Source organism: Stenotrophomonas sp. GD03794, from assembly GCF_029842145.1.
GTDB classification, from domain to species: domain Bacteria; phylum Pseudomonadota; class Gammaproteobacteria; order Xanthomonadales; family Xanthomonadaceae; genus Stenotrophomonas; species Stenotrophomonas riyadhensis.
In genome coordinates this window covers 30,541-44,354 of the sequence record NZ_JAOCFV010000039.1, presented here as the reverse complement: position 1 = coordinate 44,354, position 13,814 = coordinate 30,541, and the positions used below count along the sequence as shown (strand labels likewise).

General features: G+C 67.0%; 10 protein-coding genes and 1 pseudogene. 4 read left to right on the top strand and 7 right to left on the bottom strand.

Features of this window, described 5'->3' with window-relative positions; genetic code table 11:
* Nucleotides 1–218 precede the first annotated feature (218 nt).
* Entirely contained in the window at nt 219–2,324 is a 2,106-nt protein-coding gene (locus N5D91_RS17725; RefSeq protein ID WP_180854051.1) for a phosphoglycerol transferase I, read from the bottom strand.
* A gap of 244 nt (nt 2,325–2,568) precedes the next feature.
* A pseudogene (locus N5D91_RS17720) lies at nt 2,569–4,224 on the bottom strand (AarF/UbiB family protein); the annotation flags it as partial.
* Between the two features lie 199 nt (nt 4,225–4,423).
* On the opposite strand from N5D91_RS17720, the gene N5D91_RS17715 reads away from it, so the two are divergent.
* A complete protein-coding gene (locus tag N5D91_RS17715) occupies nt 4,424–5,350 on the top strand; it encodes a DUF808 domain-containing protein (protein WP_153854708.1) in 927 nt (308 codons plus the stop codon).
* A gap of 604 nt (nt 5,351–5,954) precedes the next feature.
* On the opposite strand, the gene N5D91_RS17710 is transcribed toward N5D91_RS17715, so the two are convergent.
* On the bottom strand, nt 5,955–7,493 hold the full coding sequence (locus N5D91_RS17710) for a GGDEF domain-containing protein (protein ID WP_180854050.1): 1,539 nt from the start codon (nt 7,491–7,493) through the stop codon (nt 5,955–5,957).
* 105 nt (nt 7,494–7,598) lie between these two features.
* Here N5D91_RS17710 and N5D91_RS17705 point away from each other — a divergent pair, with 105 nt between their 5' ends.
* From N5D91_RS17705 to N5D91_RS17695, 3 genes are all read left to right on the top strand, one after another.
* On the top strand, nt 7,599–8,234 hold the full coding sequence (locus N5D91_RS17705; protein ID WP_180854049.1) for an NAD-dependent dehydratase: 636 nt from the start codon (nt 7,599–7,601) through the stop codon (nt 8,232–8,234).
* Nucleotides 8,234–8,941 carry a YafY family protein gene (locus N5D91_RS17700; RefSeq protein ID WP_180854048.1) on the top strand — a complete coding sequence of 236 codons (708 nt, stop codon included), beginning with the start codon at nt 8,234–8,236 and terminating at the stop codon, nt 8,939–8,941. Before N5D91_RS17705 ends, N5D91_RS17700 begins: the two co-directional genes overlap by 1 nt.
* Nucleotides 8,942–9,185: 244 nt before the next feature.
* Nucleotides 9,186–9,572 (top strand): VOC family protein, encoded by a 387-nt coding sequence (locus N5D91_RS17695; protein WP_180854047.1) that lies wholly within the window; start codon nt 9,186–9,188, stop codon nt 9,570–9,572.
* 124 nt (nt 9,573–9,696) lie between these two features.
* Here the strand turns inward: N5D91_RS17695 and N5D91_RS17690 are convergent, their stop codons facing one another.
* From N5D91_RS17690 to pdhA, 4 genes are read right to left on the bottom strand one after another with little or no spacing between them, the layout of a single operon-like run.
* A complete protein-coding gene (locus N5D91_RS17690; RefSeq protein ID WP_180846925.1) occupies nt 9,697–11,082 on the bottom strand; it encodes a dihydrolipoamide acetyltransferase family protein in 1,386 nt (461 codons plus the stop codon).
* Nucleotides 11,079–11,432 (bottom strand): SH3 domain-containing protein, encoded by a 354-nt coding sequence (locus N5D91_RS17685; protein WP_005411349.1) that lies wholly within the window; start codon nt 11,430–11,432, stop codon nt 11,079–11,081. The genes N5D91_RS17690 and N5D91_RS17685 overlap by 4 nt, the downstream gene beginning before the upstream one ends.
* A 1-nt stretch (nt 11,433) precedes the next feature.
* Nucleotides 11,434–12,501, bottom strand: a complete 1,068-nt coding sequence (locus N5D91_RS17680) for an alpha-ketoacid dehydrogenase subunit beta (protein WP_019338598.1) — start codon at nt 12,499–12,501, stop codon at nt 11,434–11,436.
* Nucleotides 12,494–13,576 (bottom strand): pyruvate dehydrogenase (acetyl-transferring) E1 component subunit alpha, encoded by a 1,083-nt coding sequence (gene pdhA / locus N5D91_RS17675; protein ID WP_153854702.1) that lies wholly within the window; start codon nt 13,574–13,576, stop codon nt 12,494–12,496. The genes N5D91_RS17680 and pdhA overlap by 8 nt, the downstream gene beginning before the upstream one ends.
* Nucleotides 13,577–13,814: the final 238 nt, after the last annotated feature.

The following is a 13,814-nucleotide window of genomic DNA, read 5'->3' as shown; positions in this document are numbered from 1 at the left end:
GGGTTGGGCAGGACGCCCAACCCCGGTCTTGCCGTGTGCGCAGGACTGCGCACACGAGCAAGCGGCTGCCAAGCCCCCAGGGATGGGTTCACGGCGTCCCCGCACTCCGACACCGCCCCACCAAACCACGGAACGCACGCTGTTGCTGTTGCTTCTGAGGTTGCCGGCCAGCGGCCGGCACTACCACGGGTGCAGGGCGCAGCCCTGCAAAGAAACCCCTATCCTCGCGGCCGGCTGCGGGATGGCACCAGTGCGAACGTATCCACCGCCAGCTTCTCGGCGTGGTTCAACCACGCGCGGATCTCCAGATCATCCACTTCGTGGTCCAGACCGAAGGACACGTTGATCTTGCCGTTGGCATCGGGCTGCACCCACTGCTGCGCCAGTACCACCTTGCGCTGCGAGGACACCGCCTCGATCCAGAAACCACGATCCGGGCGCGTGCTTGCCACCAGCTGCAGCATGTACTGGCCGGCACGGGTACGGCGGCCCTTCTGGGTGATCATGTGCGCCTGGCGCACGCTCGGGCGCGGGCCCTGGAACGCATCCAGCGGTGCATCCACGGCAATGCCACCGCGCAGGTCATTGTCGCGGTACAGCTTGATGCCGTTGTCACGGTTGACCAGCAGGGCGCACCAGTCACCATCGGCTGAGCCATCCTCGAACGCGGTGCAGCGATCGACATAGGCCAGGGTGTTGTCCGGGTTGGCATCGTCGAACTGGCGCGAGGTGTTCTCCAGGTACACCGACTTCAACCCCCAGTCCTTGTCGTACTCCAGCAGCACCGGCGGCTGCACGTGCTGCAGGCCGACCACCACCTGGTCATCGCCATCGATCTTCAGCTCGCGGGTCGGTTCGCCCAGCCACAGTGAACGCGCGAAGGCCAGGTACTGCGGATAGTCGCGACCACCATCGCGCTGGGTGGCCACGCTGGCGCTGGGCGCGCGCTGGCTGTCGATCAGCGAACGGCCGAAGCCCATCGTCTTCAGGTTCGGGTCCAGTAGGCTGAGCAGGGTCGCACCCGAATCCAGGGTGGTGCCGGCATCGGCGCTGAGCTGCTGCGGAGCAATGCCGTCGCCGAGGAACAGCAGCAGGTTCTCGCGCTTCTGCTGGGTCAGAATGTGGGTCAGATCGTTGGGCATCGCCAGGTGGTCGGAGGCGATCACGATCAGCGTGTCCTTGCCGTACGGGCTGGCCTGGATGCGCTGCACCAGCTGCGAGATCAGCCGGTCGCTGCACTTGAGCGCGTTGAGCATGTTGATGTTGCCGTACTGGCTCTGGTAGCGCTCGCCCTTGCACGACACCGGCAGGTGGCCCGCCGGATGGTGGGTGTCCATGGTCAGCGTGGTCAGCATGAACGGTGAGCCGGCGCGCGAGAGCTGTTCAAAGCGCTGGTAGGCGGTGTCCAGCAGCACGTCGTCGTGCACGCCCCAGGCCGAGTAGTGGATGCGGCCGATCTTCTTCTGCTGCTTGAACCACGCCAGGTCGTGTACTTCATCGAAACCGTGGCTGGCCAGGAACTGGCCCTTGCCGGCGAACTGGCCGTTGGCGCCACCCAGATAGTGGTTGGTGTAGCCCTGCTGCTTCAGGTAGTCGCCCAGGCACACGGCCTTGGGCAGGAAGCTGCCCATGCGGTCCATGCTGTTCTCGTCGCCTTGGGAGGTGGTCAGCGGCACACCGCACATCGACGAGACCAGGCCGGCGATGGTCCAGCCGCTGCCTTCGGCCGAGGCCAGGCCGCGCACGTCCAGCGACTTCGTGGCCAGACGGTTGAGATTGGGCATCAGGCCTGGGAACACGTTCTCGTCCAGGTAGGTGCGTTCCAGGCTTTCGCCATAGATCCAGACGATGTTGCGCGGGCGCTGCAGCGGCTGCGTCGGCACCTGGTATTCGGGCGCGATGCGGGCGAAGTCGACCGGCCGCAGCTGCTGGTAGAGGCGCTGGCCGTCGCGGGCCAGCGGGCTGATCATGATCGTGGCCACCCATACGGCCGCGAAACCGGCAAACAATGCGCCACCGTGGCCGGGCCGGCGCCAGCGCTTGACCCGTGTGGCGAACAGCGGCAGCAGCGAGACCAGCGCCAGCACGATGAAGCCGGCGATATAGCCCTTGAAGTCGGAGACACCGGCGCCTTCCATGTCGGCGCCCAGGTGGTACAGGGTGGCGGCATTGAGCCCATCACCGGACAGCTTGTCGATCAGCCACCACGCGCTGAGCGTCAGCAGCAGCAGCGAGAGCGCACCGGCCTTCCACCACACCCACTTGTCGGACGCGAGGAACAACCAGCACAACAGCAACAACGACAGCAGCAGTATCCAGAGCATAGGCAGCTTCGGCAGTGACGGGGTGGTGGTGATGGACGTCGTACCGACGCGTGTCCATCCGACCGGCGCTGCCACAAGCACATCCACATGACAGGCCGATGACCCGATAGTGCATGCACGAACCTGACTGAAATGTTTGTTGAAATGACGCGTGTGCAATCGCGCTCAGAAGGTAAAACGAGCGTGAAAGGCTTCGTTGGATTGCATTAAAAACCGCATGAATACGGGTGTTTTCGTCGACGCGCTAGCGGTGCCCGCGCTCTTCGCGTGCCCGCGCACGGCGGTCGAACAGCAATGCACTGGTCACGATGCCCAGGCCGAGTACCACGCCGATGAACAACAGGATCAGGGCGATGAGCGGGTAGCCGAACAGGTGCCAGCCGGTGTCGATCTTCATCATCATTGCCGCGGCCATGATCAATGCCGCGCTGATGATGCCGGCTGCCACGCGGTTGGCGATCTTCTGCAGGTTTTCCATCAACCGCGATTCTTCCAGGCCGGTGACCTTCATCTGCAGGCGGTTCTCGGCCAGCAGCGCCATGATGTCCGACAGCTTGCGCGGCCCATCGCGCAGCAGCTGCTGCAGCTCCATCGCCTCGCTGGCGATGTTGGCTGCCGACAGCGATTTCTTCAGGCGCGCACGCATCACGTGCTGCAGCTGGCGCTCGACGATGCGGCGGGTTTCCAGCTCGGGTGCCAGCAGCCGGCACACGGTTTCCAGGTTGAGCAAGGCCTTGCCCAGCAGGCTCAGTTCCGGCGGCGTGCGCAGGCCGCAGGCGGTGGCGATGCGCACCATGTCCAGCACCACGCGGCCTTCGGAGAAGCTGCCGCTGGCGGCGTAGCGCGCGATCAGCTGGCCGGTCTCGCGCAGGTAGCGTTCTTCGTCGAACGCCTCCAGCCGCGTGCTGATGCTGATCAGGTCGTCGGCAACTTCTTCGCCGCGGCCATCGACGGCAGCGAACAGGATCTTCAGCAGCCGCTCGCGCAGGCGTGGCGGCATGTGCGCGACCATGCCCAGGTCGAAGATCGCCAGCCGGCCATCGGGCATCACCCGCAGATTGCCCGGGTGTGGATCCGCATGGATCTCGCCGTGCACGAAGATCTGGTCCAGGTAGCCGCGGATCAGCGCCGCCGCCAGCGGGTCCATCGACTGCTCGGTGCGGCGCACATCGGGAATCGCATCTACGCGCACGCCGGTGGCCAGTTCCATGGTCAGCACGCGCTGGCTGCTGTAATCCCACAGTGGCTGCGGAATCCACAGTCGCCGGAACGGCTTGAGATGGCGGCCGAAACGGGCCAGGTTTTCGGCCTCGGCGTGGTAGTCCAGCTCCTGCATCAGGGTCTTGGCGAACTCGTTGAGCCAGTCGCGCAGGCGTACGCGGCGACCGACCTGGGTCAGGTGGTCGGCCGCCAGCGCAAAGCTGCGCAACGCCTCCAGGTCCGAACGCAGCTGCGCGGCGACCTCGGGCTTCTGCACCTTCACCGCCACCTGGCGGCCATCGTGCAGCACCGCGCGATGCACCTGCGCGATCGACGCGCATCCCAGTGGCTCGGGATCGAACGCGGCAAACAGCTTGTTCACCGGCGCGCCCAGCTCCTGCTCGACGATGGCATGGATGCGCTCGACCGGGATCTCGGCCACCTTTTCCTGCATGCGCTCCAGCGCGGTGGCGAACTCCACCGGCACCATGTCCGGGCGCGTGGACAGCATCTGGCCCAGCTTGACGAAGGTCGGTCCCAGCGCTTCCAGGTCGCTGACGAACTGTTCCGGGTTGCCATCGGCGGGCACGTCGGCCTGGTTGCTGGCGGCGTCCAGGTTCATGCCCGAGAACACGCCCGAATGGCGATAGCGCATCAGCAGGCGCAGGATCTGGCTGCGCCGGTTCATGCCTTTGACCAGCGGAGGGTTGCCATTGGCGGTGGGCGGATTGCTCAAGCGACACTCCCATGCGACGAATACAGGTAGTGCCGGCCGCTGGCCGGCAATGTCCGGATTCCGCAGTGTCGCCGGGGGGCGGTAGGCACGCGGTGAATCCGACCGCTTCCGCAGCTGCCCCGGTATCGGTCAGAATCAGCTCATTCCCTCTCTTGGACGCCCCATGGCCGGTGCCAGCCTGTTTGCCCTGCTCGACGATATCGCCTCCCTGCTGGACGATGTCTCGGTGCTGACCAAGGTCGCGGCGAAGAAGACCGCGGGCGTGCTGGGCGACGATCTGGCGCTGAACGCGCAGCAGGTGACCGGGGTCAACGCCAACCGCGAACTGCCGGTGGTGTGGGCGGTGGCCAAGGGCTCGCTGGTGAACAAGGTGATCCTGGTGCCGGCGGCCCTGGCGATCAGTGCGCTGGAAGCCTGGCTGCACAGCCGTGGCTGGAACGTGCCGCTGATCGTGCCGCTGATGATGATCGGTGGTGCCTTCCTGTGTTTCGAGGGCGTGGAGAAGCTGGCGCACCGCTTCCTGCATTCGGCTGACGACGATGCCGAGCGCCTGGCCGAGCGTCGCAAGGCGCTGGCCGATGGGCAGGTGGACATGGTCGCGTGGGAGAAGGACAAGGTGAAGGGCGCGATCCGCACCGACTTCATCCTCTCGGCCGAGATCATCGTGCTGACCCTGGGCGTGGTCGCCACCGCACCATTCACCAACCAGGTGATCACCCTGGCGGTGGTGGCGCTGGCGATGACGATCTTCGTTTACGGACTGGTGGCAGGCATCGTCAAGCTCGATGACGTCGGCCTGTACCTGTCGCGCAAGGGAGGGGCCATCGCTGCCTTCGGTCGTGGCCTGGTCGCCTCCGCGCCGTGGCTGATGAAGTTCCTGTCGGTAGCCGGCACCATCGCCATGTTCCTGGTCGGTGGCGGCATCCTGGTGCACAACGTGCCGGCGCTGCACCACGCGGTGCAGGCACTGGGCGGGGAAGGGCAGTGGGGCTGGCTGATCAGTGCGGTGGGCAACATGGTGGTCGGCATCATCGCCGGCGCCATCGTGCTGGCCGCGGTGACCGGGTTCCAGAAGCTGCGCGGGAAGTAGGCGCCGGCCCATTGCCCGGTAGAGGCCGACCTTGGTCGGCGCTGTGATTCCGCGCGTGCCAACCAAGGTTGGCACCTACCAAAGCGTTGTCCTTTGCATTGGTAGAGGCCGACCTTGGTCGGCGCTGTGTTTCCATGTGTGCCAACCAAGGTTGGCACCTACCGGAGCGTTGTCCTTTGCATTGGTAGAGGCCGACCTTGGTCGGCGCTTTGTTTCCGCGCGTGCCAACCAAGGTTGGCACCTACCGAAGCGATGTCCTTTGCGCTGGTAGAGGCCGACCTTGGTCGGCGCTTTGTTTCCGCGTGTGCCAACCAAGGTTGGCACCTACCGAAGCGCTGTCCTTTGCGTTGGTAGAGGCCGACCTTGGTCGGCGCTTTGTTTCCGCGCGTGCCAACCAAGGTTGGCACCTACCGGAGCGCTGTCCTTTGCATTGGTAGAGGCCGACCTTGGTCGGCGCTGTGTTTCCGCGCGTGCCAACCAAGGTTGGCACCTGCCGAAGCGATGTCCTTTGCATTGGTAGAGGTCGACCTTGGTCGGCGCTTTGTTCCGGCGCGTGCCAACCAAGGTTGGCACCTACCAAAGCGGTTTCCGGTGTACCGAAGAACTACCCCGCCTGTACCCGGTTCTTGCCTTGCCGCTTGGCTGCATACAGCGCGTCATCGGCGCGGCGCAGCAGGGTCTCGGTATCGTCGCCGGGCTGCCATTGCGCCAGCCCGGCACTGAAATGCACCGGCACGCGCTGGTCCTGCACGGTCAGCACGCGGTGTGCCAGTGAACGCTGCAGGCGCTGCACGGTGGCCATGCTGTCGGCGCCCTGGGTCTCCGGCAGCACCAGCACGAACTCGTCGCCACCCAGCCGCGCGATGCCATCGGTGGCGCGCAGCAACAGCTTGCAGACGGTTACCAGGTGCTGCAGCAGTGCATCGCCACCGGCATGGCCATGTGCATCGTTGGTCTGGTGGAAATCATCCAGGTCGATCACCGCCACGCCCAGCGGCGAGTTGTTGCGCGCGGCGCGGGCCAGTTCACGTTGCAGCAGTTCGTCCAGGCCGCGGCGGTTCAGCGCCTGGGTCAGTGGATCGATGCGCGCCAGGTCACCGGCGGCACGTAGTTCCTGCTCCAGCTCGGCGATGCGCTGCTCTGCACGCTCCACTTCCTGCCGCGCGTTGGCCAGGTGATCGCGCGCCTGTGCGGCCTGCTGCTGCACCTTGCCGGTATCGCGCATCACGTCCTGCAGCAGCTGGTTGAGGTCGGCGATGCTGCGCGCTTCGCGCAGCTGCAGCGCGTAGCTGCCGATGCGGTCGTGGTATTCACCGGTGCTGGTGGCCATGCCGTCCATGCGCTCGATGAACTCGCCCATCAAGCCGCGCATCGCCGCCTTCGAATCGTCGATGCCCTGGCGCAGCAGCCCCTGCTTGTAGATCACTTCGCGCAGTTCGGCGCGGGTGCGCTCGACCGCCTCAGCTTCCAACGGCCCGTCCAGCAGCTGGCGTACTGCGGCGATCTGGCCCTGCAGCCAGCTGCGGTCATCCAGCAGCTCGCTCACGTTCTCCAGCAGCAGCGCGAACAGCTCCAGCAGCAGCGCCTGCTGCTCCTGCCAGCTCTCGGCACGCACGCCGACCTGGTGGCCGAGCTCGCGCACGCCCTGTTCGATCGGTTCCAGCGCCGTACCCGGCTGCCACTGGCGCAGGCGCGTGGCCAGTGCTTGGGCCTGCTCGCGCAGATCCGGGTCGTGCTGCAGCAGGGCCACCACGGCGCCACCCAGCAGCAGGCGCAACTGCTCGGACAGGCGCAGGCTTTCCGGTTGCCCGTCCGGTGAATGCTGTTCGATGGTGCGGATGTACTTGTCGATCAGCTGCCGCATCGCGCGCCCGTAGCGCGGCCAATCGGCACTAGCCTGCGCCGACTGCAGGCGATCACCCATGTCACCCAGTTCGCCGGGCAGGGTGGCCATGCCGTTGGCGAACGCGGCCAGCAGCGGCTCCGGCGCGTCGGCACCAGCAAACAGCTGCTGCAGCGCCACCCCGCCGCCGCCCTGCAGCACCACCCGGTCACCCAGGCCATCGTCCACCACCGCGCGCACGCGTGCCGGCGGCCCAAGGGCGGTACCGGGGGCAGGGCGGTGGTCGGGCTGGTCCGTCATGGAGCAAATCCTGGGGCTGGCAGGGACTGGTTCCAGCATATCGGCGCGGCCGCCGACGGCTTGAACGGCTAGGATGGGCGACAGGATGCCGCAGTGGAGGTGGTGATGCGCGTGATGTTGCTGGGGGCGACCGGCCTGGTTGGCGGGCTGACCCTGTCCAGGCTGCTGGACGACCCGCGCTGCAGCGCCGTGATTGCGCCGACCCGCCGCCCGTTGGCTGTGGCCCACGCCAAGCTGGAGAATCCGGTGCTGGCCTTCGATGCGTTGCCTGGCGCGCCCGAGTGGGCACGCGTGGACGCGGTCATCTGTGCGCTCGGCAGCACCATCGCCCAGGCCGGCAGCCGCGAGGCCTTCCACCGTATCGACCATGACTACCCGCTGGCGTTCGCCCGCTTGGCGCAGGCGCAGGGTGCGCAGACCTATGTGCTGAATTCCGCAGCCGGTGCCAACCCGCAGTCGTCGATCTTCTACAGCCGGGTGAAGGGTGAGCTGGAGCGTGACCTGCGCGCGCTGGGCTTCAACTCGTTGACCCTGGTCCGCCCCGGGCTGATCGGGGGCGAGCGCACCGAGGTGCGACGTGGCGAGCGCTTGGCTCTGACGGTGTTGGGGGCATTGGGGTCGCTGCTGCCACGGGCATGGCGGATCAATCCGGCCAGCGAGATCGCCACGGCACTGGTCGAGGCCGCGCTGGCCCCGCAACCGGGGCAGCATGTAGTGGCATCCAGCGCACTGGCCGGCTGATGTCGCGTGCGCTACGCCTGACCCAGCTGCTGCAGCTGCTGCGCCGCCATCGACGGCCGGTGGCCGGGCAGGTGCTGGCCGAAGCGCTGGGCATCAGCCTGCGCACGCTGTACCGCGATATCGAGACCCTGCGCGAGCAGGGTGCCGACCTGCGTGGCGAGGCCGGCGTCGGCTACCAGCTGGCACCGAGCGATACCTTGCCTCCCATGACCCTGCCACCGGCCGAGATCGACGCGCTGGTGCTGGGCCTGCGCTGGGTTGCGGCGCGCACCGAGCCGGCGTTGGCTGAGGCCGCACGCGATGCTCTGGCGCGTATCGCGCATGTATTGCCAGCAGCACGCCGGGAAGCCTTGCGTGATAGCGGCCTGCGCGTTGGCCCTTCGCGCGCTGCGGCCAAGGTGCCGGCGGCACGCCTGCAGGCTGTGCGCGAAGCGGTGAGCGCGCAACAACGACTGCAGTTCGGCTACCAGGATGCGCAGGGCCAACGTACCGAGCGCATTGTGTGGCCGTTCGCGCTGGGCTACTTCGATGAAGTGCCGATGCTGGCGGCGTGGTGCGAAGGCCGCGAGGACTTCCGCCATTTCCGCCTGGACCGCATCCGCCAGGTGCGCGTGCTGGGGGATCGCTACCTCGTGCCGCGCGCCACCCTGCTGCGGCGCTGGCAGAAGGCACAGGGCATCGCACCGGACTGGCTGGATCGTTTGTAGCGTCGAGCGTGCTCGCCTGCTTCTGTGCTTCGCTTCCTGCTTCTGGGGGAGGGCGGCCTTCGCTCTTCGCTCCTGGTAGGGGGCGAGCTTGCTCGACCGCCTTTGATCTTCGCGAACAGCAGTCGAGCAAGCTCGACATCTACCAGGGCCGGGGCAACAGCCGCCGAGCACGCGCGACGCTACTGACAGAATCTGTCAGCAGGGCCGTACCACCATGATCGCTCCCAACAACGGAGCTTCCCCCATGTTCACGCCCAGCACCCTGCTGCAGTACGTGCGCGACGTCGCCACCAGCGCCACGTTCTACAGCGGCATTCTCGGCAAGCCACCGGTCGAGCAGTCGCCCGGCTTTGCTTTGTTCCTGCTCGGCGATGGCGCCGCACTGGGCCTGTGGCAACGCGACGACGTGCAGCCGCCGGTGTCCGCACAGGCCGGTGCCGCCGAACTGGCGATGGTGGTCGGCAACCCGCAGGCCGTGCAGCAGATGCACGATGCGTGGCGCGCACTCGGTGTGCAGATTCTGCAGGCACCGGTGACCCTGGAATTCGGCCATGCCTTCGTCGGCGCCGATCCGGATGGCCACCGCCTGCGTGTCTACAGCCGCGCGGAAGGCATGGTCGCGCGCGATTGATCGCCCGCATTGTGTAGATCCACGCCATGCGTGGATGCAGGCACAAAAAAACGCCGGGCAGTGCCCGGCGTTTTTCCAGTTCATGTGCCAACCCAAGGTCGGCACCCACCGATAAGGTGGCCGATCAGCTGGCCAGCGCCAGATCGTCCATCATCGCGCGCAGGAAGCGGGCCGCTTCACCACCGGTGGCCGCGCGGTGGTCGAAGGTGACCGACAGCGGGATCACCTTGTGCGCTTCCACACCGCCCATCACCGGGGTCATCTGGTGGCGGGCACGGCCGGCACCAACGATGGCCACGCACGGCGGCACCACGACCGGGGTCGCGTAGCGGCCGGCGAACATGCCGAAATTGGACAGCGAGATGGTGTAGCCGCTGAGTTCCGAGGCGGCGATCGAACGCGATTCCACCTGCTCGCGCAGGCGGTTGACGCCTTCGCGGATGCCGCGTGCATCGAGCATGTCGGCGTTGCGCAGGGCCGGCACGAACAGGCCGTCGTCGGTGTCCACGGCGATGCCGATGTCCACCTGCGCGTGCAGGGTGCGGGTCAGCGCTTCGCCGTCGAACCAGGCGTTCATCGCCGGCACCTTCTGTGCGGCGACCACGATCGAACGCACCAGGCGCGCGGTGACGTCGTTGCCCGGCAGCCAGGCGTGGATGTCGGCGTCGTCGTTCAGCGTGGTCGGCACGACCTTGCTATGCGCATCGGCCATCACGCGCGCCATGTTGCGGCGCACGCCCTTCAGCGGTTCCGGCTGACCCTTGGCGATCACGCCCGGCGGCTGGGTACGCATCGGCTTGCCGGCGGCAGACAGAGGGGTGCGGGCTTCGCTCTGCACCGGGGCAGACACCTGCGCCGGGGCCGGCGCGGCATAGGCAGCAGCGGCCGGAGCCGGAGCGGCACCGATCTTGGCGCTGCCATCCGCAGCCGCCTGCTTGACGTCGGCCATGGTCACCGCGCCATCGGCGCCGGTGGCGCGCACGCGGGACAGGTCCACGCCCAGCTTGCGCGCGGTGGCACGCACGGCCGGCACGGCCTTGACGCCACCGACGGCCAGCGCCTGCTCGGCGTGCACGGCGTTGGAACTCTGCATGGCGCCGACCACGGTACCGGCGTCATCACGCTCGGCGGCGGCGGGCTTGGCCGCTTCGGCGGCCACCGGCGCGGCAGCGGCCGGCAGCGGCGGCGGGGTCGGTGCCGCGGCCGGTGCAGCATGGCCGTGGCTGTGGCCGGTGTCCTGGCCATCCGCGCGCTGTGGCAGGTTGGGGTCCAGTTCGAAGCTGGCCAGCACCGAGCCGGTCGGGATGATGTCGCCGGCAGCGCCGGACAGCTTCAGCACCTTGCCGGAGAACGGCGACGGCACTTCGACGACGGCCTTGGCGGTCTCCATCGAGACCAGCGGCTCGTCCAGCTTGATCACATCGCCTTCCTTGACGAACCACTCGACGATGGTCGCGTCCGGCAGGCCTTCGCCCAGGTCGGGCAGGTTGAAGTTCTTGGTCTGGCTCATTTGCAGTTCTCTTCCAGCAGTTCCAGTTCGCGGGCCGGCAGCCAACCCGTCGCGCCATTGGCGCGCTCGGACCACCACCACCCGCCGTGTTCGTGATGAAGCTTCACCATCTCGCCGCTTTCCACATCCAGCTCGCGGGCGTCGTAGTCGCACAGTGCTTCGGCGCGACCCTCGTCCAGCAGCTGCAACCAGGCGATGGGCGCCCATCCAGCGCGCCCATCGTTGGTGCGTACCCAGGCAAACGCCGGCCATTCCTCGTCACGGACACCTACTTCGACGATCTGGCCGGTGTGGAACCGGAGCGGGTTGGGATACTGGCTGCGGTAAGCCCCCAGAAGGCGGGCCCGCATGTCAGCCGGCCGCCACCGCGCGCTTGGCCGCAGCCACGATCCGCTCAACGCTCGGCAGGTACTTCATTTCCAGGCGGAACAGCGGAATGTGGGTGTCGTAGCCAGTAACGCGCTCGACCGGGGCCAGCAGGTCGTAGATCGATTCCTCGGCTAGGCGCGCAGCGATTTCGGCGCCGAAGCCCGCGGTCTTCGGGGCCTCCTGCACGATCACGCAGCGGCCGGTCTTGGCCACCGATTCGGCGATGGTGGCGAAGTCCAGCGGACGCAGCGTGGCCACGTCGATGACTTCGGCGCTGATGCCTTCGCCGGCCAGCTTGTCGGCCGCTTCCAGCGCTTCCTTCACCTGCGCGCCCCAGGTCACCAGGGTCACGTCGGTGCCGTCGCGCAGCACGAAGCAGACGTCCAGCGGCAAGGCTTCGCCGTCGTTGACGACCACTTCCTTGTACTGGCGGTAGATGCGCTTGGGCTCCATGTAGATCACCGGATCCGGCTCGCGGATCGCGGCCAGCAGCAGGCCGTAGGCGCGCTGCGGCGACGACGGCAGCACCACGCGCAGGCCCGGCACGTTGGTGAAGATCGCTTCGTTGGCTTCGCTGTGGTGTTCCGGTGCGCGGATGCCACCGCCCCACGGCACGCGCAGCACCATCGGGCAGTGCAGGCGGCCACGCGTGCGGTAACGCAGGCGTGCGGCGTGGCAGACGATATGGTCGACCATCGGGTACATGAAACCGTCGAACTGGGCCTCGGCCACGGGCTTCATGCCCTGCGCGGCCAGACCGATGGTCAGGCCGGCAATGGTGGTTTCATCCAGCGGGGTGTCGAGGATGCGTTCGGAGCCGAAGCGCTGCTGCAGGCCGGCGGTGGCGCGGAACACGCCGCCGTTGACGCCCACGTCCTCGCCCAGCACCAGCACCGACGGGTCGTGCTCCAGCTCCCAGGCCAGTGCCTGGGTGATGGCTTCGATCAGGGTGATGGGGGTGGTGGTCATGCTCTCTTCTCCGCGCGCGACGGCGGCGCTGTCGGCGGCGTTGGTGTGCGCGCCGGGCGCGCCGTTCTTGATCTCATCCATGGCGCTTCTCCAGGGCGATCGCCTGGGCACGCTGGGCCAGCAGGTCCTGCGGCGGATCGGCGTAGAGGAAATCGAACATCGCCTCGACCGGCTGCACCGGCGTGTTGAGGTACAGGTTCACTTCCTCGTCCACGCGCGCGCCGCACTCGGCGACCCACGCGGTTTCCTCGTCCTCGCTCCACACGCCGGCGTTGATCAGGTACTTGCGCAGGCGCAGCATCGGCTCGCGCTGCCAGGCATCCTTCACTTCGGCGTCGTCGCGGTAGCGGCGTGCGTCATCGGCGGTGGTGTGGTCGGACAGGCGGTAGGTCATCAGTTCCAGCACGGTGCCACCGTTGCCGGCCAGCGCACGTTCGCGCGCCTGCTCCATCGCCGCCAGCACTGCGATCAGATCGTTGCCGTCCACCTGCAGGCAGTGCAGGCCGCCGGCCAGGCCCTTCTGCGCCAGCGTTTCGGCACCGGTCTGGGCCGAACGCGGAACCGAGATGGCCCAGCCGTTGTTGACGATGCACAGGATCAGGGGCAGCTTGTAGGCGCCCGCCGAATTCAGTGCCGCGTAGAAGTCGGTCTTGGAGCTGCCGCCGTCGCCACACACGGCCACCGCGATCTGCGGTTCCTTGTTGAGCTTGAACTTCAGCGCGGCGCCTGCGGCATGCAGGCACTGGGTGGAAATCGGCACGCAGAACGGGAAGTCCTTGGCCGCGTTGCCGCCGTAATCGTTGCCGCGTTCGTCGCCGCCCCAGTACATCAGCACGTCGTGCGGGCGCACGCCACGCATGAACATCGCGCCATACTCGCGGTACGAAGGTGCGAACACGTCGTCCTTCTGCATCGCGGCACCGATGCCCACGTGCGCGGCTTCATGGCCCAGGCAGGCGGCGTAGGTGCCGAGCTTGCCGGTGCGCTGCAGCGCGATGGATTTGCTGTCGAACGTACGTACGAACAGCATCTGCTTGAACAGCGGTACCAGGACCTTGGGGTCGCGCAGCGACGCGGGCAGGTCATCGCGGACGAGCTTGCCGTCCGTGTCCAGGTACTGCAGGTATTCGATCTTGAATTCAGCGGCAACCGTCATTGCGTACTGCACCTTCGACAGAGAAGTTACAAATGATATGAATCGCCATGTTAAGGAACGCGTACGGAATAGCCTTCCTGCGGCGCAACACGGCGACACCCCGTTTTACCCCTGCCGGCGGGTGGGGGGCCAATAACAACAACGTATTCAGTCGTTGCTGCAAAGCATCAGAATATGCCTCTGGCTGACTGCCCGCGCAACGGCCTGATCGGTTCCACGCGCAGGCCCGGCATCGGGC

Excerpts from the sequence above, each read along its gene's own strand:
- pdhA (WP_153854702.1), bottom strand. The coding sequence starts at position 13,576 with ATGACGGTTGCCGCTGAATTCAAGATCGAATACCTGCAGTACCTGGAC.
- N5D91_RS17685 (WP_005411349.1), bottom strand. The coding sequence starts at position 11,432 with ATGCGGGCCCGCCTTCTGGGGGCTTACCGCAGCCAGTATCCCAACCCG.
- N5D91_RS17695 (WP_180854047.1), top strand. The coding sequence starts at position 9,186 with ATGTTCACGCCCAGCACCCTGCTGCAGTACGTGCGCGACGTCGCCACC.
- N5D91_RS17715 (WP_153854708.1), top strand. The coding sequence starts at position 4,424 with ATGGCCGGTGCCAGCCTGTTTGCCCTGCTCGACGATATCGCCTCCCTG.
- N5D91_RS17710 (WP_180854050.1), bottom strand. The coding sequence starts at position 7,493 with ATGACGGACCAGCCCGACCACCGCCCTGCCCCCGGTACCGCCCTTGGG.
- N5D91_RS17705 (WP_180854049.1), top strand. The coding sequence starts at position 7,599 with ATGCGCGTGATGTTGCTGGGGGCGACCGGCCTGGTTGGCGGGCTGACC.
- N5D91_RS17725 (WP_180854051.1), bottom strand. The coding sequence starts at position 2,324 with ATGCTCTGGATACTGCTGCTGTCGTTGTTGCTGTTGTGCTGGTTGTTC.
- N5D91_RS17680 (WP_019338598.1), bottom strand. The coding sequence starts at position 12,501 with ATGGATGAGATCAAGAACGGCGCGCCCGGCGCGCACACCAACGCCGCC.
- N5D91_RS17690 (WP_180846925.1), bottom strand. The coding sequence starts at position 11,082 with ATGAGCCAGACCAAGAACTTCAACCTGCCCGACCTGGGCGAAGGCCTG.
- N5D91_RS17700 (WP_180854048.1), top strand. The coding sequence starts at position 8,234 with ATGTCGCGTGCGCTACGCCTGACCCAGCTGCTGCAGCTGCTGCGCCGC.